The sequence below is a fragment of the Streptomyces sp. NPDC017936 genome (genome assembly GCF_044328485.1).
Taxonomy (GTDB): Bacteria; Actinomycetota; Actinomycetes; order Streptomycetales; family Streptomycetaceae; genus Streptomyces.
The window spans coordinates 423825-442067 of record NZ_JBIRHK010000008.1 but is presented as its reverse complement, the minus strand read 5'-3'; the positions used below and the strand labels follow the sequence as shown (position 1 = coordinate 442067).

At 74.3% G+C, this 18243-nt stretch carries 15 protein-coding genes; 10 read left to right on the top strand and 5 right to left on the bottom strand.

What is annotated here, in order from left to right; all coding sequences use genetic code 11:
- Positions 1–269 precede the first annotated feature (269 nt).
- On the top strand, positions 270–1001 hold the full coding sequence (locus ACH4F6_RS19840) for a hypothetical protein (protein WP_397961542.1): 732 nt from the start codon (positions 270–272) through the stop codon (positions 999–1001).
- A gap of 96 nt (positions 1002–1097) precedes the next feature.
- Here ACH4F6_RS19840 and ACH4F6_RS19835 read toward each other — a convergent pair whose 3' ends face one another.
- Entirely contained in the window at positions 1098–2381 is a 1284-nt protein-coding gene (locus ACH4F6_RS19835; RefSeq protein ID WP_397961522.1) for a DUF1015 domain-containing protein, read from the bottom strand.
- Positions 2382–2452: 71 nt separating this feature from the next.
- Between ACH4F6_RS19835 and ACH4F6_RS19830 the strand changes: the two genes are divergently transcribed.
- The 4 genes from ACH4F6_RS19830 (at position 2453) to ACH4F6_RS19815 (ending at position 6653) form a co-directional block, all read left to right on the top strand.
- A complete protein-coding gene (locus tag ACH4F6_RS19830) occupies positions 2453–3481 on the top strand; it encodes an HAD hydrolase-like protein (protein ID WP_397961521.1) in 1029 nt (342 codons plus the stop codon).
- Between the two features lie 102 nt (positions 3482–3583).
- A complete protein-coding gene (locus ACH4F6_RS19825; RefSeq protein ID WP_397961520.1) occupies positions 3584–4627 on the top strand; it encodes a FecCD family ABC transporter permease in 1044 nt (347 codons plus the stop codon).
- A 65-nt stretch (positions 4628–4692) separates the two neighbouring features.
- A complete protein-coding gene (locus ACH4F6_RS19820) occupies positions 4693–5769 on the top strand; it encodes a FecCD family ABC transporter permease (protein WP_397961541.1) in 1077 nt (358 codons plus the stop codon).
- On the top strand, positions 5766–6653 hold the full coding sequence (locus ACH4F6_RS19815) for an ABC transporter ATP-binding protein (RefSeq protein ID WP_397961519.1): 888 nt from the start codon (positions 5766–5768) through the stop codon (positions 6651–6653). Before ACH4F6_RS19820 ends, ACH4F6_RS19815 begins: the two co-directional genes overlap by 4 nt.
- Here the strand turns inward: ACH4F6_RS19815 and ACH4F6_RS19810 are convergent.
- Positions 6634–6984: a sterol-binding protein gene (locus ACH4F6_RS19810; RefSeq protein WP_397961518.1), complete on the bottom strand. Its 351-nt coding sequence runs from the start codon at positions 6982–6984 to the stop codon at positions 6634–6636. The genes ACH4F6_RS19815 and ACH4F6_RS19810 overlap by 20 nt on opposite strands.
- Before the next feature lie 42 nt (positions 6985–7026).
- On the opposite strand from ACH4F6_RS19810, the gene ACH4F6_RS19805 reads away from it, so the two are divergent.
- The 5 genes from ACH4F6_RS19805 (at position 7027) to ACH4F6_RS19785 (ending at position 12491) form a co-directional block, all read left to right on the top strand.
- Entirely contained in the window at positions 7027–7299 is a 273-nt protein-coding gene (locus ACH4F6_RS19805) for a hypothetical protein (protein WP_397961517.1), read from the top strand.
- 7 nt (positions 7300–7306) lie between these two features.
- Complete coding sequence (locus ACH4F6_RS19800) at positions 7307–8122, top strand: TlyA family RNA methyltransferase (RefSeq protein WP_397961516.1); 816 nt, start codon at positions 7307–7309, stop codon at positions 8120–8122.
- Positions 8119–9024 (top strand): NAD kinase, encoded by a 906-nt coding sequence (locus tag ACH4F6_RS19795; RefSeq protein ID WP_397961515.1) that lies wholly within the window; start codon positions 8119–8121, stop codon positions 9022–9024. Before ACH4F6_RS19800 ends, ACH4F6_RS19795 begins: the two co-directional genes overlap by 4 nt.
- A 129-nt stretch (positions 9025–9153) precedes the next feature.
- Positions 9154–10872, top strand: coding sequence for a DNA repair protein RecN (recN, locus tag ACH4F6_RS19790; protein WP_397961540.1), 1719 nt, complete (start codon positions 9154–9156; stop codon positions 10870–10872).
- 497 nt (positions 10873–11369) lie between these two features.
- A complete protein-coding gene (locus ACH4F6_RS19785) occupies positions 11370–12491 on the top strand; it encodes a glycosyltransferase family 4 protein (protein WP_397961514.1) in 1122 nt (373 codons plus the stop codon).
- Positions 12492–12525: 34 nt separating this feature from the next.
- Here the strand turns inward: ACH4F6_RS19785 and ACH4F6_RS19780 are convergent, their stop codons facing one another.
- The 3 genes from ACH4F6_RS19780 to ACH4F6_RS19770 form a co-directional block, all read right to left on the bottom strand.
- Positions 12526–14169, bottom strand: a complete 1644-nt coding sequence (locus ACH4F6_RS19780) for a PucR family transcriptional regulator (protein ID WP_397961513.1) — start codon at positions 14167–14169, stop codon at positions 12526–12528.
- Between the two features lie 387 nt (positions 14170–14556).
- Positions 14557–15939: an FAD-binding oxidoreductase gene (locus ACH4F6_RS19775; RefSeq protein ID WP_397961512.1), complete on the bottom strand. Its 1383-nt coding sequence runs from the start codon at positions 15937–15939 to the stop codon at positions 14557–14559.
- A 73-nt stretch (positions 15940–16012) separates the two neighbouring features.
- Positions 16013–17815 carry a glycoside hydrolase family 15 protein gene (locus tag ACH4F6_RS19770; protein WP_397961539.1) on the bottom strand — a complete coding sequence of 601 codons (1803 nt, stop codon included), beginning with the start codon at positions 17813–17815 and terminating at the stop codon, positions 16013–16015.
- Positions 17816–18243 lie beyond the last annotated feature (428 nt).

The following is an 18243-nucleotide window of genomic DNA, read 5'->3' as shown; positions in this document are numbered from 1 at the left end:
GCGACGACCGCCGCGACGACCGCCGCGACGACCGGCGCGACGACCGGCGTGGTGAGGACCGTGGCGGGTTCCGGCGTGACGACAGCCGGGGCGGCGAGCGCGGTGGGTTCCGCGGGCGGGACGACCGCGGTGGGCGTGGCCCCCGTCGTGACGACCGGGGCGGCCGCCCCGGCGGTTTCCGGGGGCGCGACGGACGGGACGACCGGCGCGGCGGCGGGCGGTTCCGCGACGAGCGGGACCGGGACCGGGACCGCGAGCCGATCAAGCGGCTGCCGATCCCGGAGGACGTCACCGGCGACGAGATCGACAAGGACGTGCGGCAGGAGCTGCAGAGCCTGCCGAAGACGCTCGCGGAGGACGTCGCCAAGAACCTGGTGATGGTCGCGCGGCTCATCGACGAGGACCCCGAGGGTGCCTACGGGTACTCCAAGGTGGCCCTGCGGCTCGCGTCCCGGGTCGCCGCCGTGCGCGAGGCGGCCGGGTTCGCCGCGTACGCCAACCAGAAGTACAGCGAGGCGCTGGCCGAGTTCCGGGCCGCCCGGCGGATGACCGGCAGCGTGGAGCTGTGGCCCGTGATGGCCGACTGCGAGCGCGGGCTCGGGCGGCCGGAGAAGGCGCTCGACATGGCCGGGGCGCCCGAGGTGCACAAGCTCGACAAGGCGGGCCAGGTCGAGATGCGGCTCGTCGCGGCCGGCGCCCGGCGTGACATGGGGCAGCTGGACGCGGCCATCGTGACGCTGCAGAGCCCCGAACTGGCCTCCAGCTCGGTGCAGCCGTGGACCGCGCGGCTGCGGTACGCCTACGCCGACGCGCTGCTGGCCGTCGGGCGGGACCGCGAGGCGCGGGAGTGGTTCGCGAAGGCCGTCGAGGCCGACCGGGACGGCAGCACGGACGCCTCCGACCGGCTGGCGGAGCTGGACGGCGTGGAGTTCGTCGACGCGCTCGACGAGGACGCGGCCGAGGGCGCGCCGGCCGAGGACAAGGGCGACGCCCAGGACTGACGCGCGTGAGGGAAAGGGGCGGAACCCCGGGATGACCGGGGTTCCGCCCCTTTCGTGCGTCCGGGCGCGTGCGGACGCACGTGCCGCTGGGGAGGCTCAGAGGTCCAGGGCGCGCAGGACCAGGCCCGAGGCCGGTTTCGGGCCGAAGGACGTCGACTTGCGGGGCATCGTGACGCCCTGGCGGGCGAGGTCGCGGACCACCTCTTCGCGGACGGGGTGCAGCAGGACCGCCGTCCCGCCGTCGCGTTCCGCCTTCTCGACCGTGGCGGCCGTGTCGTGGATGTAGGCGATGCGCGTGGGATCGTCCTCGGGGACGTGCCACACGTGGCCGAGGAGCGCGGCGTGCAGGACGGTCGCGTCCAGGGCGCGCCAGGCCGGTGGGCGGTCGGCGGGGACCGTGCGCTCGATGAGGGCCGGGTCCGGGCGGTCGAGGAGGTGGAAGGAGCCGTCGCCGGCCAGCAGGAAGGCGTTGCCCGCGCAGGCGGCGTCGGCCAGGGCGGCGAGCGCCTCCGGCAGGGGCGCCTCCAGACGGCGGACGCGGAACAGCCCCTCGACGGAGGACAGGGCCTCGTGGACGGGCAGGCCGTGCAGGAGGCGGTGGATGGCGCGGACGCGCAGGGGATAGCGGGCCGTGTCGACCAGGAGGACCAGTCCGTGGTCCCAGGGGCTCGGGGAGGGGTGCTCCGCGCGTAGACGGCGGTAGGTGGCCCAGCGGTGATGGCCGTCGGCGATCAGGGCCTGGCGGTGGGAGAGGTCGGCCTGGACCCGGGCGACCTCGGTGGGGTCGGTGATCGACCAGAGGCGGTGGCTGAAACCGTCCTCCGTGGTCGTGGACAGGAGCGGGGGCTTCTCGGCGGTGCGTTCCACGACCTCCGCGGCCGTGCTGTTGCCGCGGTAGGTGAGCAGGAGGGGCTCGAGGTTGGCGCACGTGGCGCGCATGAGGGCCGCGCGGTCGGCGACGACGTGCGGCATGACGTCCTCGTGCGGAAGCACCACGCCGGCCGAGGGCTCGGAGACGCGCAGGGTGCCGATGAGGCCGCGCTGGAGCATGCCGTCGGTGTGCCGCTGCTCGTAGACGTACAGGGCCGGTTCGGGATCGGCGGTCAGGACGCCCTCGCCGAGCCAGCGGCGGAGGGTGGCGGCGGCCTGCTCGTTGCGGACACCGGGCGTGGTCGCCTGGGGGAGGATCAGACGGACGATGTTGTGCGGATCCGCGTCCTGGAGGTGGTGCAGGCCGTCGGGACGGACCACGACGTCGTACGGCGGGGAGGTGACGGCGGCGAGACTGCCGACCCGGTCGGGGTCGTAGCGCAGGCCTCGGAACGGGGTGAGTTCCAGGCCTCGGGGCGCCGTTGCTTCCGAGTGACCTGCTGTGTTCATCCCGGCATCGTACGTGTGTCAGCGGCATGCGGCATGATCGGGGAAAGCGACTGAACGAGGAGCGATGCGGAATGAGCCGGAGCGTCAGGACGGAGCCCGGGGGCAGTGGGCAGGCCCTGAGCGAGGCGTACGACACGGCGCTGCTCGATCTGGACGGGGTGGTGTACGCGGGCGGCAGCGCGATCGTGCACGCCGTGGCGTCGCTGGCCGCGGCGCGCTCGGGCGGGATGCACCTCGCGTACGTCACCAACAACGCGCTGCGGACGCCGGACGCCGTGGCCGCGCATCTGACCGAATTGGGCATACCGGCGGAGGCCGGGGACGTCATCACCTCCGCGCAGGCGGTGGCCCGGCTGATCAGTGAGCAGGTGCCGGCGGGAGCGCGGGTGCTGGTGATCGGCGGGGAAGGGCTGCGGGTCGCGTTGCGGGAGCGCGGACTGGTGCCGGTGGAGTCGGCGGACGACGACCCGGCGGCCGTCGTGCAGGGGTACGGCGGGCCGGACCTGCCGTGGGGGCGGTTCGCGGAGGCGTCGTACGCCGTGGCGCGGGGGGTGCCGTGGTTCGCGTCCAACACCGATCTGACCATTCCGAGCGGGCGGGGCATCGCCCCGGGGAACGGCGCCGCGGTGGAGGTCGTGCGGATCGCGACCGGGGCCGATCCGCAGGTCGCGGGCAAGCCGCTGCCTCCCATGCACCGGGAGACGATCCTGCGCACCGGCGCCGAGCGGCCGCTGGTCGTCGGGGACCGGCTGGACACCGACATCGAGGGGGCGTTCAACGGCGAGGTGGACTCGCTGCTCGTGCTGACCGGCGTGACCGACGGGGCGCAGCTCCTCGCCGCGCCGCCGCAGCACCGGCCGACGTACGTGGACGCCGATCTGCGGGGCCTGCTCACCGGGCAGCCCGAGGTCGTGGCGGACGGGGACGGCTTCCGGTGCGGGGGATGGACGGCGCAGGCGGGGGACGGGGACCTGCGGGTGGCCGGGGAGGGCGAGGCCCTGGACGGGCTGAGGGCGCTGTGCGCCGCTGCCTGGACGGCGGCGGGCGAGGGGTCGTGCGCGCTGGACGGGGGCAAGGCGCTGGCGCGGCTGGGGCTCTGAGGCCGCGCCGGCCGCGAGCCGCACCCGGACGTGAACCCGTGTGACCTGGAGGTCCGTGACCAGGGATCGAGGGGAGTTGGCAGGGTAGGCTAACCTAACTACGTGTTGGTCGACAGTGTTCCCGAACAGCGCGCGGAGACCGCCCCCGCGCCCCCAACCCGCTGGGCGACGCGTTCCGTTGGACTGCTCGTCTCCGTCGGGATCCTGCTGCTGGTGGCGGTGGCGAGCATCGCCGTCGGAGCGAAGGAGCTGTCCGTCGCCCAGGTGTGGCACGGGCTGTTCGAGGACTCGGGCACGTACGCGGACGTGGTCGTCGACGAGCGGCTGTCGCGGACCGTGCTGGGGCTGCTGGTCGGCGCCGCGCTGGGGCTCTCCGGCGCCGTGCTCCAGGCCCTGACGCGCAATCCGCTGGCCGACCCCGGCCTGCTCGGCATCAACGCGGGCGCCTCGGCCGCCGTGGTCACCGCCATCACCTACTTCGGCGTCACCAGCCTGACCGGCTACGTGTGGTTCGCCTTCTGCGGCGCGGCCGCGGTCGGTGCGCTGGTCTGGTTCCTCGGCGGCAGCCGGGGAGCCACGCCGGTGCGGCTCGCGCTCGCCGGCACCGCGATCAGCGCCGCGCTCTTCGGTTACGTCCAGGCCGTCATGATCATGGACAAGGCGGCGCTGGCCAGGATGCGCTTCTGGACGGTCGGCTCGCTGACCGCCGCGACCGACGAGGTCATCCGGGAGGTGCTGCCGTTCCTGGTGGCCGGCACGCTGCTGGCGTTCGTCCTCGCCCGGCCGCTGAACGCGATGGCCATGGGCGACGACACCGCCAGGGCGCTCGGGGCGCACCTCAACCGCACCCGGGCCCTGTCCATGCTCGCCGCCACCGTGCTGTGCGGCGCCGCGACCGCCGCCTGCGGACCGATCGTGTTCGTCGGGCTGATGGTCCCGCACGTCGTGCGCTCCTTCACCGGTCCCGACCTGCGCTGGATCATGCCGTACGCGGCGATCCTGTCGCCGGTGCTGCTGCTCGGCTCGGACGTGATCGGCCGGGTCGTCGCCCGGCCGTCGGAGGTCCAGGTCGGCATCATCACCGCGATCATCGGCGGCCCGGTCTTCATCTTTCTCGTACGACGGCGGAGGACGGCCCAGCTGTGAAGACCGCATCCAGGACCGCGAAGGACGTGACGGAGACGGCGGCGAGGACCGGGGCGGGAGGCAGCGTGACGGCGGAGGGGACCGCTCGTGCCGGGAGCCGCGCCGCGGGCGCCCGGCGGGCCCTGCGCGGCCCCGGCGGGCTCTCCGTGCGGGTGGACGTGCGCGCCCTGGTGGTCGTCGTGCTGCTGGTGGTCGCCGCGCTCGCCGCGAGCGTGGTGCTGATCGGCACCGGAGACTTCCCGATCCCGGCCGGCGACGTGCTGAAGACGCTGGCGGGCGACGGCACCGCGGGCCAGGAGTTCATCGTCAACGAGCTGCGGCTGCCGCGCGTCCTCGTCGGGCTGCTGGTCGGTGCGGCGCTGGGGCTCGGTGGCGCCGTGTTCCAGGCCGTGTCCCGCAATCCGCTGGGCAGCCCCGACGTGCTCGGGCTCGGGCAGGGGGCGACGGCCGGCGCTCTCGTGGTGATCGTGCTGATGTCCGGTTCCGCCCATCAGGTGGCCGTCGGTGCGCTCGTCGGCGGTCTGGTGACCGGGGCCGCCATCTACCTGCTCGCCTGGAAGCGCGGGGTGCACGGCTACCGGCTCGTGCTCGTCGGCATCGGCGTGTCGGCCATCGCCACCGCGGTCAACGGCTTCCTGATCACCAAGGCCGACCTCGTCGACGCGGCCCGCGCGATCGTGTGGATGACGGGCTCGCTCGACGGCCGCGACTGGAAGCAGGTCTGGCCGCTGCTCGTCCTGTGCTGCGTCCTCGTCCCGCTGGTCCTCGCCAACGCGCGCGGGCTGCGGATGATGGAGATGGGCGACGACGTCTCCAACGCCCTCGGGGTGCGGGTGGAGCGCGTACGGCTGCTGCTGATGGTCGCCGCCGTGCTGCTCACCGCGGCCGCCACCGCCGCCGCCGGCCCGGTCGCCTTCGTGGCGCTCACCGCGCCGCAGCTCGCCCGCCGCCTGACCCGCTCGCCCGGGCCGAACCTCGTACCCGCCCTGTGCATGGGCGCCGCCCTCCTGGTCACCGCCGACTGGGCGTCGCAGCGGCTGTTCGGCGACGGACAGCTGCCCGTGGGCGTGGTCACCGGCGTGCTCGGCGGCGTCTATCTGCTGTGGCTGCTGGTCACCGAGCGCAGGGCGGGCCGGATATGAGGCCGGGTCCGGACGCCACCACCCGTGCCGACCACGGGCCGAACAACCGAAGGAGCAGCGTGAACCGCCTGTCCGCAGAGAACGTCACCCTCGCCTACGACCAGCGGGTCATCGCCGAACAGCTGTCGGTGGAGATCCCCGACAACTCCTTCACCGTGATCGTCGGCCCCAACGCCTGCGGCAAGTCGACGCTGCTGCGGGCGCTGTCGCGGATGCTGAAGCCGAGCGAGGGCCGGGTGCTGCTCGACGGGCAGGTCATCCAGTCGATGCCGGCGAAGAAGGTCGCCCGGACGCTGGGCCTGCTCCCGCAGTCGTCCATCGCGCCCGACGGCATCACCGTCGCCGACCTGGTCGGCCGGGGCCGCTACCCGCACCAGGGCATCCTGCGCCAGTGGTCGGCGGAGGACGAGCGGGTCGTGCGGGAGTCGATGGCGCGGACGGGCGTCGCCGAACTCGCCGACCGGTACGTCGACGAGCTGTCCGGCGGCCAGCGGCAGCGCGTGTGGATCGCGATGGCGCTCGCCCAGCAGACCCCGCTGCTGCTGCTCGACGAGCCGACCACGTACCTCGACATCCAGCACCAGATCGACGTCCTCGACCTGTGCGCCGAACTGCACGAGGAGCAGGGCCGCACGCTGGTGGCCGTGCTGCACGACCTCAACCACGCCGCCCGCTACGCCACCCACCTCATCGCGCTGAAGGGCGGCACGGTGATCGCGCAGGGCGCGCCGAACGACGTCGTCACGGCCGGGCTGGTCGAGGAGGTCTTCGGGCTGCGCTGTCAGGTCATCGACGACCCGGAGACGGGCACGCCGCTGGTGGTGCCGGCGGCACGCAGGGCGCGCGCCCGGGTCAGGGAAGCGGTCACCGCAGAAGCTTCCTGAGGTGGAACAGGTCGCGCAGACCGGCCTCGAGCCGTACCCGGCCCGAGCCCCAGGCCTTCGCGAAGTGCAGCTCGCCGCCGACCAGGGCGACCAGGTCGTCCCCGGTCATGGCCAGCCTGATCTGGGCCTTCTCCCGGGGAGGGCCCGCCAGGGTGTCCTGCACCAGGATGCGGCCGCCCGTCATCCGGCCGGCGAACGTGACGTCCAGGTCGGTGATCCGGCAGCTCACCGAACGGTCCAGGGACGCGGCCGCACGGACGTCCCCCTCCGCGCCGCGCATGTTCTCGGACAGCTTCTCCAGTGCCGCACGGCACTCCTCGATCGTGGCCATCGCGAACGACGGTACCCCAGGGGTTCGCGGTAGCGTCTGGTCATGAGCGACACGCAGCCGGAGCCGGGGACCGCGCCCGAGGAGCCGGAGCACGACCCCGCCGCGCCCGCCCCGCTGGACGTCCCCCGCACCCCCACCGGCAACGCCGAGGTCGACGCCCGGCTGGAGCGGCTGGCCGACGCCGACCACCTCGCCACGGACGGCCACGTCGAGGTGTACGAGGATGTACACCGGGGGCTGCGCGACGCGCTCACCGCGCTCGACGCCCGGCCGGGACCTCCGGCGCCCCCGTCCCCGTACGGCACTAGGAGCTGAACCGAAGGTGGCAGGAGTCGCACGTCGTCGTCTGGACGCGGAGCTGGTGCGCCGCAAGCTCGCGCGGTCGCGTGAGCATGCCGGGCAGCTGATCGCCGCGGGCCGGGTCACCGTCGGGAAGACCGTCGCGACCAAGCCGGCCACACAGGTGGAGACCGCGGCGGCCATCGTCGTCGCCGGCGACGACAGCGATCCCGAGTACGTGTCGCGGGGCGGACACAAGCTGGCCGGCGCGCTCGAGGCGTTCGTGCCGCGGGGGCTCGTGGTCGAGGGGCGGCGGGCGCTGGACGCCGGCGCGTCGACCGGGGGCTTCACCGACGTGCTGCTGCGGGCGGGGGCCGCGCACGTCGTCGCCGTCGACGTCGGTTACGGACAACTCGCCTGGTCTCTTCGCAGCGATGAACGCGTCACCGTCAAGGACCGTACGAACGTACGCGAGTTGACGCTCGAAGCGATCGATGGGGAGCCAGTGGATCTAGTCGTGGGGGACTTGTCCTTCATCTCGCTGGGGCTGGTGCTGCCGGCCCTGGCACGGTGCACCGAGCCGGACGCCGACCTGGTGATGATGGTCAAGCCGCAGTTCGAGGTGGGCAAGGAGCGGCTGGGCAGCGGGGGCGTCGTGCGCAGCCCGCAGCTGCGGGCCGAGGCCGTGCGGGGCGTGGCGGAGAAGGCGTGGGCTCTCGGACTCGGCGTGCGGGGTGTCACCGCCAGTCCGTTGCCCGGTCCGTCCGGGAACGTCGAGTACTTTCTGTGGCTGCGGGCCGGAGCAGCGGAACTGGACCCGGCCGACGTTGACCGTGCAGTGGCGGAGGGGCCGCGTTGACTCAGAACCGAGCTCGTACTGTTTTCCTGCTCGCCCACACGGGGCGGCCCGCGGCGATCCGCAGCGCGGAACTGGTGGTGAAGGGGCTGCTGCGCGAGGGCATCGGCGTGCGCGTCCTGGAGTACGAGGCGGCCGACCTGCCCCTGCCGGACGAGGTGGAGCTGGTCGCCGAGGCCACCCCGCAGTGCCTGGAGGGGTGCGAGCTGCTCATCGTCCTCGGCGGTGACGGGACGCTGCTGCGCGGCGCCGAGTTCGCGCGGGCGTCCGGGGTGCCGATGCTCGGCGTCAACCTCGGCAGCGTGGGCTTCCTCGCCGAGGCCGAGCGCGACGACCTGGACAAGGTCGTCGACCGGGTGGTGTCGAAGGCGTACGAGGTCGAGGAGCGGATGACCGTCGACGTCGTCGTGCACCGCAACGGCGACATCGTGCACACGGACTGGGCGCTGAACGAGGCGGCGGTGCAGAAGGCCGGCGCCGAGAAGCTGCTCGAGGTCGTGCTGGAGATCGACGGGCGGCCGGTGACCGGGTTCGGGTGCGACGGGATCGTCCTGTCCACGCCCACCGGGTCCACCGCCTACGCGTTCTCCGCCGGCGGGCCCGTGGTGTGGCCCGAGGTGGAGGCGCTGCTGATGGTGCCGATCAGCGCGCACGCGCTGTTCGCGAAGCCGCTCGTGACCTCGCCGGACTCGGTGCTCGCCGTGGAGCTGCTGCCGCACATCCCGCCGGGTGTGCTGTGGTGCGACGGGCGGCGGACCTTCGAGCTGCCGCCGGGGGCCCGGGTGGAGGTGCGGCGGGGGGCCGTGCCGGTGCGGCTCGCCCGACTGCACCACGCCTCGTTCACCGATCGGCTCGTGGCGAAGTTCGCGCTGCCCGTCTCCGGGTGGCGCGGGGCCCGGCACTAGCGCTTCGCGGCGGGGCCGCGCACCGGCACGGTCCCGCACCCCCTGGAGGCGGGTCCACCCGCCTGGGTGACCGGGGCGCCTCGCACATGTCCGCCCCGACCTCGTAAGGTCTTCTCCGTGTTGGAGGAGATGCGGATACGGTCGCTCGGAGTCATCGACGACGCGGTCGTCGAGCTGTCGCCCGGCTTCACCGCCGTCACCGGCGAGACGGGCGCGGGCAAGACCATGGTGGTCACCAGCCTCGGTCTGCTGCTGGGCGGGCGCGCCGATCCCGCGCTGGTGCGGATCGGAGCCGGCAAGGCGGTCGTGGAGGGGCGGATCGCCGTGCCCGCGGACGCCTCCGTGGTCGCCCGGGCCGAGGAGGCCGGGGCGGAGCTCGACGACGGGGCGCTGCTGATCAGCCGGACCGTCTCCGCCGAAGGACGGTCGCGGGCGCACGTCGGCGGGCGGAGCGTGCCGGTGGGTGTGCTGGCCGAGCTGGCCGACGACCTCGTCGCCGTGCACGGGCAGACCGACCAGCAGGGGCTGCTGAAGCTGTCCCGGCAGCGGCAGGCGCTCGACCGGTACGCCGGGGACGCCGTCGCCGTGCCGCTCGCCGAGTACACCGAGGCGTACCGGCGGCTGCGGGCCGTGGCCGCGGAGCTCGACGAGATCACCACGCGCGCGCGTGAGCGGGCCCAGGAGGCCGACATGCTGCGCTTCGGGCTCGACGAGATCGCGGGGGTGGAGCCGCGCGCCGGGGAGGACGTGGAGCTGGCGGAGGAGGCGGAGCGGCTGGGGCACGCGGAGGCGCTGTCCTCGGCCGCCACGGCCGCCCACGCCGCTCTGGCGGGCAACCCGGAGGACCCCGAGGGCATCGACGCGGCGACGCTCGTCGCGGGCGCTCAGCGGGCCCTGGAAGCCGTGCGGTCGCACGATCCGGCGCTCGCCGCGCTCGCGGACCGGATCGGGGAGATCGGGATCCTGCTCGGCGACGTGGCGGGGGAGCTGGCCGGGTACGCCGACGACCTCGACGCCGACCCGCTGCGGCTGGCGGCCGTGGAGGAGCGGCGCGCCGCGCTGACCGCGTTGACCCGGAAGTACGGGGAGGACGCCGCCGCGGTGCTGGCCTGGGCCGAGCGCGGTGCCGCGCGGCTCGCCGAGCTGGAGGGCGACGACGAGCGGATCGACGAGCTGACCGCCGAACGGGACGCCCTGCGCACCGAGCTGGGCGGGCTGGCGCAGGCCCTGACCGACGCGCGGACGGAGGCCGCCGAGCGGTTCGCCGCCGCGGTCACCGCCGAGCTCGCGTCGCTCGCCATGCCGCACGCGCGCGTGTCGTTCGAGATCCGGCAGGCCGACGATCCGGAGGGCGTCGAGGTCGGCGGGCGGACGGTCGCCTACGGGCCGTCCGGCGCCGACGAGGTCGAGCTGCTGCTCGCCCCGCACCCCGGCGCGCCGCCGCGGCCCATCGCCAAGGGCGCGTCCGGCGGTGAGCTCTCGCGCGTGATGCTCGCGGTGGAGGTCGTGTTCGCGGGGACGGACCCCGTGCCGACGTACCTCTTCGACGAGGTCGACGCGGGCGTGGGCGGCAAGGCCGCGGTCGAGATCGGGCGGCGGCTGGCGCGGCTCGCGAAGACCGCGCAGGTCGTCGTGGTGACCCACCTTCCGCAGGTCGCCGCCTTCGCCGACCGGCAGCTGCTGGTCGAGAAGACGAACGACGGGTCGGTCACCCGCTCCGGCGTGAAGGTCCTCGAGGGCGAGGAGCGCGTCCGCGAGCTGTCCCGGATGCTCGCCGGTCAGGAGGACTCGGAGACGGCCCGGGCGCACGCGGAGGAGCTGCTGGCGACGGCGCGGGCGGACGCGTAGCGACGAGACCGCCGGACGGAGGTCCGGCAGGCGTCGGACGCGGACCGGGAGCGCCGGACGGAGGTCCGGCAGGCGTCGGACGCGGACCGGGAGCGCCGGACGCGGTCCGGAACGCCGGACACGGACGAGGGGCAGTGACCTGGGGGTCCTGCCCCTCGCGCGGGATCGCCTCCTCGGCCGGGCTGCTCCCGGGCTTCCCCGACCGGTCGATCGCCGCACCGCCGCAACCGCCCCTGTGCCGACCGATCGGCCGCCGCTCCGTCCCGACGGCCTCCCCGGCGGCCCGCAATCGAACAGAACCCCGCCCTCCTTCACTCGTGTGAGTGATGTGTGGGGCCGTGTTGCCGGGCCCCCGGGTGCTCGGCGGCACGGAACACCCGTACGTGCTGGCATCCTTGGCGGAGTACGTGGAGGAGCGCGAGCGGTCCACCCCTCCGCCGGCCCCCTCTGTACGTTTCCTCGTGACCGTCCGACGCCGAACCAGGAGCCCCGGCCACGTGAGCAGCCACTCACCGCGCGGCCAGTCGCCGCTGCGCACCGTGCAGGTGCTGGGCGGCGGCAACGCCGGCAGCAGCGCGCACGTGCGCTCCCTGGCCGCGGGGCTGGTCGCGCGGGGCGTGCGGGTGACGGTGTGCGCCCCCGTCGAGTCCGATCACACCTACGACTTCACGGGCTCCGGAGCCGACCACGTACCCGTGCCGCGCAGCAGCGACCCCGCGTCCGTGGCGGCGCTGCGGGCGGCCTGCACGGACGCCGACCTCGTCCACGCGCACGGGCTGCACGCCTCCTTCCGGGCCGTGCTCGCGCTCAGCGGGCGGAGCACCCCGCTCGTCGTCACCTGGCACAACCGGGCGTACGCCGAGGGCGCCCGCGCCCATCTGCTGCGCCTGCTGGAGCGGCGGGTCGCGAGGACGGCCGCCGTCGTGCTCGGGACCACCTCCGACCTCGTGGACCGGGCGCGCCGCACGGGCGCACGGGACGCCCGGCTCGCCGCCGTGGCGCTTCCCCGGCCCCAGCCGGCCGCGGAGGAGCCCGACCGGCCGCGCCCCAAGGCGCGGGCCGAACTGGGCGCGATCGGACGCCCGTTGCTGATGGCCGTCGGTTCCCTGGAGCGCCACCGCGGCTACGACGTCCTGCTGGACGCCGCGCGCGCGTGGCGCCGGCTGGACCCCGTGCCCCTGGTCGTCGTCGCGGGGGAGGGGCCGCTGCGGGCGGACCTGCAGCGCCGGATCGAGGACGAAGGCCTGCCCGTCCGGCTCGTCGGGCGGCGGGACGACGTGGGCGAACTGCTGGCCGCGGCCGACCTCGCCCTGCTGCCCGGCGGCGAGGAGGCGCGGTCCGTCCTGGCGCAGGAAGCCCTCCACGCACGGGTGCCGCTGGTGGCCGCCCTGACCGGCGGCATCCGCGAACTCGTCGGCGACGCGGCCGAGTTCGTGCCGCACGGCGACGCGGACGCTCTCTCCGACGCCGTCGTCCGGCTGCTCGACGACCCCGGACGCCGCGAGCGGCTCCGGGAGCTGGGCACCCGTCAGGCGGCCGGCTGGCCGAGCGAGGACGAGACCGTCGCCCAGGTCCTCAGCGTGTACGACGAACTGACGCAGCTTCGGCCCATGATCTGAACCCGCCCGTCCCCCGGGAAGACCCGGTGGCGGATCACGGGACCAGCCGGCGGGCCCGCAGCGCCAGGCTCAGGGCCAGGACCGTCTGCGGGTCGTCGAGATCCGTGCCCAGCAACTCGCCGATGCGGGCGAGGCGGTTGTACAGCGTCTGGCGGTTGAGGTGCAGCTCGCGGGCCGTCTCCGCCTTGCGGCCCGCGTGCGCCAGATAGGTCTCCAGCGTGGGCAGCAGGGGCGGCCTGGAACGGCGGTCGTGGTCGCGGACCGGGCCGATCGCGCGGTCCACGAAGGCCGCCAGGTCCGGGTGGTCGCGCAGCCGCCACAGCAGCAGGTCGATGTCGAGGCGGCGGGCGTCGTACCAGGGCCGGTCCGACAGGCCCTGGGCGGCGGTCGCCGTCTCCGCCGCGTGCCTCAGGCCCGCCGAGGCCGCCGCCCAGCCGCCCGCGACCCCGACGACCACGACCGGCGAAGGGGCGCCCGGCCGCAGGATCCCGGCCCGCTCCACACCGGCCCGCAGCGCCGCCGCGACCCGGTCGGCGACCGCCGACCGCTCCGACTCCGCACGCAGACCGAGCAGGACCGGCACCCGGCCCTCCACCGGCCGGACGCCCAGCAGGACCGGCACGCCGACCGACGCCAGCTCCTCCGCCACCGCCCGCGCCAGCACCGCCCAGCCGCCGCCCGGGGAGAGCGTGTCGCCCAGCCGCATGACGACCGGCAGCAGCGGGCTGTCGCCGGGCCGGAAGCCCAGGACACGGGCCTGCGCCGGAGCGTCCTCGGCCGCGACGCGCCCTTCGGCGAGGTCGGTGAGGAAGTCCCCGCGGCCCCGCGCCGCCAGCTCCTCCTCCTGCCGCGCCTGCATCAGCACCACGGCCAGGATCCCGGCCGTCCGCTCGGCGGCGATCCGGTGCACCGGAGCGAGCGGGGCGCGCACCGGCAGCAGCACGAGCCGGGCGCGCACCGAACCCGCCCCCGGCCCGCCCCCGGGCACGTCCACCAGCACGGAGCCGGCGGGCGGCGGCGCGTCCTTCTGCGGCCCGCGCAACCCCTCCCACACCTGGAGCGGATCCGCCCCCTGCGGGCCGGCCCCGGCGGCGTAGAGCAACTGCCCCTCGGTCGTCTCCAGGAAGACCGGGTTGCCGCTGAAGTCCGCCAGGATCCCCAGCACCTGGGGGATCCCGCCCCCGCCCAGCAGCGCCTCCGTGCAGCGGCGGTGCACCTCCTCCGCCCGCTGGAGCAGCGCGTAGTGGCCGTTGACGATCTCGGTGTGGATCTCCTCCGTCACCGTCACGAACGGCACCTCGCGGTGCAGCTGCACCAGGGGCAGGCCGGTCGCCCGCGCCGTCTCCACCACGGCCGCCGGCAGCCGCGTGAAGCGCGGGCCCAGCTCGATCACCAGCGCGACGATGCCCCGTTCGGCCAGCGTGCGCACGAACGCCCGCTGTTCCGCCGGGCGGGTGCCGAGGCCGTAGCCCGTGGTCAGCAGCAGTTCGCCGCCCTTGAGCAGGGAGGCGATGTTCGGGACCTCGCCCGCGTGCACCCAGCGCACCGTGCGTCCCAGCCGGTCCGCGCCGGCGAGGATCTCGGGCAGTCCGCTGCGCAGCCCGGGCAGTTCCAGCGCCCGCTGGACGGTGATGCCGGCGCTCCGGCCGTCGAGTCGGTGGTCCGTGCCGCTGTCCATGCAGCGGACGCTACCTGCGCGGACGCCACGGCGACATCCCGCGCCGCGACCGGAACGATCTTCCTGGCCCGAGGCCACGACGTCCGAACACCCCGGGGCCCCGCGCCTTGAGGCCCCGTGCCCCGAACGCCACGAGACCATCGGCCGGAACGGCCCGGAGGACGTGACCGCGCGCACCGGCACCCCGGTGCGCGGGCCGCCGGGCAGGGGATCGCCGCGCCGGCCCGGTCCGTGCCCCGCCGCCGAGGCCGCGGCCGTGGTCGGCCCGGTCGCGACGACGGCGCCGTACGCGCCCGGATCGGCGCCCGTGCCGAGGCGCGCCTCGACGAGACCGTCCCGGGCCCGCGACGGCGGGCGATCCGGCGGGGGAGCGCACGCCGACTTCGCTCAGGCCGGCCTGATGTTGTGGTTGAAGCGGAAGACGTTGTCGGGGTCGTAACGCCGCTTCAGCTCCGCGAGCCGGCGGGCGTTCTCGGCGCCGACGCCGGCGACGACCCGTTCGGCGCCCTCGTCGCCGATGAAGTTGAGGTACACGTCACCGGTGCGCCACGGCCGGGCGTCGGCGCGGACGTCCCGCACCCACCGCACGCACCGCTCGTCGTCCGCCGGGTCCTCCCAGATCCCGAAGGGGTGCACCACCCACGGCGCGTCCCGGAAGGCCACCGGGTACGCGTGCGGCCCGGCGGCGATCGCGCCGCCCTGCGGGAACAGCACGTGCTGGGTGCCGGTCGGCACCGGCAGGGACCCGGCGCGGGCGCAGAAGACGTCCAGGAACGCGTCGGGCGCGCCGGTCAGGTACTCCGCCGACCAGTAGTTCCGCATCCCCGGCGGATCGTCGAGCATGCACTGCACGTCCGCGTACGGCACCGTGCCGACGACCTCCGCCCCGTGCGGCAGCGCCAGCAGCGGTTCGGCCAGCTTGCGCAGGTCCCCCTCGGGGCCCGCGTACGTGAGCAGCACACCGCACACCAGGGTGCCGACCAGGTGCGGCGGGACGAACTCCGCGGGCGGGCCGGTGAGGTAGATCACGGCGCCGCCCGCCTCGTCCGGGGCGGCGGTGATCACGTCACGGTAGGTGCGGGTGGCCTCGGGGCCGGTCTCCGGGAGGTACAGCAGCAGGGCGATGGAGAACTCGGGCAGCTCGTACAGCTTCAGGGTGAGCGCGGTGGCGACGCCGAAGTTGCCGCCGCCGCCGTGCAGGGCCCAGAACAGGTCCGGGTTCTCGTCGGCGTTCGCGTGCACCCGTGCGCCGTCGGCGGTGACCAGCTCGACGCCGAGCAGGTTGTCGACGGCCAGCCCGCACCAGCGGTCCAGCCAGCCGGAGCCGCCGCCGAGGACGAAGCCGCCGACGCCGGTGGTGGAGGCCCGGCCGCCGGTCGTGGCGAGACCGTGGGGCTGGGTGGCCCGGTCCAGGTCGCTCATCGTGGCGCCGCCCGCGACCCGTACCGCCTCGGCCGCGGGGTCGACGGTGACCGCGCGCATGTGCCGCAGGTCGACGACCAGGTTGTTGTCGTTGACGGCCGTGCCCGCCACGCTGTGTCCGCCGCCGCGCACCGCGATCTTCAGATCCAGGTCGCGCGCGAACCGCACGGCCCGCACGACGTCGTCCTCGTCGACGCACTGCGCGATCACCGCCGGACGACGGTCGATCATCGCGTTGAACACCGTCCGGGCGTCGTCGTAGCCCACGTCCCCCGGGGCGAACACGTCGCCGGAGAGGTCCTCGCGCAGCGCGGCCAGCGCCGCGCCCGCCTTCGACGGGGAAGCCATGGGGCGCCCCCTTCCGTACGGGAACAGGGGGTGACGACTCCCAGCCTAGGCGGGCCCGCCGCACGGGTCCTGTTCAGCCGCCGTAGGCGCCCGAGGCGGTCAGGCGCAGGGCCGTGTCGATCAGCGGCACGTGACTGAAGGCCTGCGGGAAGTTGCCGACCTGGCGCTGCAGGCGCGGGTCCCACTCCTCGGCGAGCAGGCCGAGGTCGTTGCGCAGGGACAGCAGCTTCTCGAACAGCTTGCGGGCCTCGTCCACGCGGCCGATCATCGCGAGGTCGTCCGCCATCCAGAACGAGCAGGCGAGGAAGGCGCCCTCGTCGCCGGGGAGGCCGTCGACGCCCTCGTCGTGGCCCTGGGTGGGGTAGCGCAGGATGAAGCCGTCCGGCGTGGACAGCTCGCGCTGGATCGCCTCGATCGTGCCGATCACCCGCTTGTCGTCCGGGGGCAGGAACCCCATCTGCGGGATGAGCAGCAAGGACGCGTCCAGCTCCTTCGAGCCGTACGACTGCGTGAAGGTGTTGCGCTCCTTGTCGTAGCCCTTCTCGCACACGTCCCGGTGGATGTCGTCGCGCAGTTCGCGCCACTTCTCCAGCGGGCCGTCCGCGTCACCGGACTCGATCAGCTTGATGGTGCGGTCCACCGCGACCCAGGCCATGACCTTGGAGTGCACGAAGTGGCGGCGCGGGCCGCGCACCTCCCAGATGCCCTCGTCCGGTTCCTGCCAGTGGTCCTCCAGGTACTGGATCAGCCTGAGCTGGAGCAGGGAGGCGTAGTCGTTGCGGGCGAGGCCCGTCATGTGGCCCAGGTGCAGGGCCTCGGTGACCTCGCCGTACACGTCCAGCTGGAGCTGGTGCGCGGCGCCGTTGCCGACGCGCACCGGCGCGGAGTTCTCGTAGCCGGGCAGCCAGTCCAGCTCCGCCTCGCCGAGCTCGCGCTCGCCCGCGATGCCGTACATGATCTGCAGGTTCTCGGGGTCGCCGGCGACCGCGCGCAGCAGCCACTCGCGCCAGGCGCGGGCCTCCTCGCGGTAACCGGTGCGCAGCAGGGAGGACAGGGTGATCGCCGCGTCGCGCAGCCAGGTGTAGCGGTAGTCCCAGTTGCGGACGCCGCCGATGTCCTCGGGGAGCGAGGTCGTGGGGGCCGCCACGATGCCGCCGGTGGGGGCGTACGTCAGCGCCTTCAGCGTGATCAGCGAGCGGATCACGGCCTCGCGGTAGGGGCCGTGGTACGTACAGTGCTCGACCCACTCCCGCCAGAACTCCTCGGTCGCCTCCAGCGACTGCTCCGGCTCCGGCAGCGGCGGCGGCTGCTTGTGCGAGGGCTGCCAGGAGACGGTGAAGGCGACGCGGTCGCCCGGGGCGACCGTGAAGTCGGCGTACGTCGTCAGCGCCTTGCCGTAGGTCTCGCAGTCCGTGTCGAACCACACGGAGTCGGGGCCCGCGACGGCGACCGTGCGCCCCTCGTGCCGGTGCACCCACGGGACGACCCGGCCGTAGGAGAAGCGCATCCGCAGGGCGGAGCGCATGGGGACGCGGCCCGAGACGCCCTCGACGATGCGGATCAGCTGGGGCGCGCCGTCACGCGGGGGCATGAAGTCGGTCACCCGGACCGTGCCGCGCGGGGTGTCCCACTCGGACTCCAGGACGAGCGAGTCGCCCCGGTAGGAGCGCCGGGCCGCGGTGGGCGGCTGCTGGTCGGAGGCGTAGGCGGGCCCGAGCCGCCAGAAGCCGTGCTCCTCGGTGCCCAGCAGACCGGCGAAGATCGCGTGCGAGTCGAAGCGGGGCAGGCACAGCCAGTCCACTGTCCCGTCCCGGCAGACGAGGGCAGCGGTCTGCATGTCTCCGATGAGTGCGTAGTCTTCGATGCGCCCGGCCACGTGCAACTCCAGTCGAACGGCCACGTCACCCCGCAAATGGGGGCTGTCGCTAGTGCGGTCAAGGGGTCGTTGTAATGCGTCGTTGAGCTTTCTTGAAGCAAAGCAGTCGCTCAGCCGCATTGGCAAAACAACAATTCTTGTTCAACGAACTGACGAGCTCTCGTTGTTCCGGGGGATACGGACGGGGGTGTTGCCGTGTCGTCCGGCCGGGCTCGGCAGCGAGTGTCCGAGCAGGATACGACGCACGTAGATGATCTGTGTGCCGCTCCGGGCAACGCAGGTGCGCCGAACGGGTGAGCACCGGGTGAGAACCCCGCACCGGCGCCCGGTCCCGTGTACGCGCGTGTGCGGAGCGTGGCCGGAAGCCATCTCTCCGAGGCGCTGTTACCCTGGTAGCCCGTGGACCGGTGGGCTCGAAACCCCCGAAC

Coding starts and splice junctions, on each gene's coding strand:
- ACH4F6_RS19805 (WP_397961517.1), top strand. CDS start 7,027: ATGAGCGACACGCAGCCGGAGCCGGGGACCGCGCCCGAGGAGCCGGAG.
- ACH4F6_RS19775 (WP_397961512.1), bottom strand. CDS start 15,939: ATGGCTTCCCCGTCGAAGGCGGGCGCGGCGCTGGCCGCGCTGCGCGAG.
- ACH4F6_RS19780 (WP_397961513.1), bottom strand. CDS start 14,169: ATGGACAGCGGCACGGACCACCGACTCGACGGCCGGAGCGCCGGCATC.
- ACH4F6_RS19810 (WP_397961518.1), bottom strand. CDS start 6,984: ATGGCCACGATCGAGGAGTGCCGTGCGGCACTGGAGAAGCTGTCCGAG.
- ACH4F6_RS19815 (WP_397961519.1), top strand. CDS start 5,766: ATGAGGCCGGGTCCGGACGCCACCACCCGTGCCGACCACGGGCCGAAC.
- ACH4F6_RS19830 (WP_397961521.1), top strand. CDS start 2,453: ATGAGCCGGAGCGTCAGGACGGAGCCCGGGGGCAGTGGGCAGGCCCTG.
- ACH4F6_RS19835 (WP_397961522.1), bottom strand. CDS start 2,381: ATGAACACAGCAGGTCACTCGGAAGCAACGGCGCCCCGAGGCCTGGAA.
- recN (WP_397961540.1), top strand. CDS start 9,154: ATGCGGATACGGTCGCTCGGAGTCATCGACGACGCGGTCGTCGAGCTG.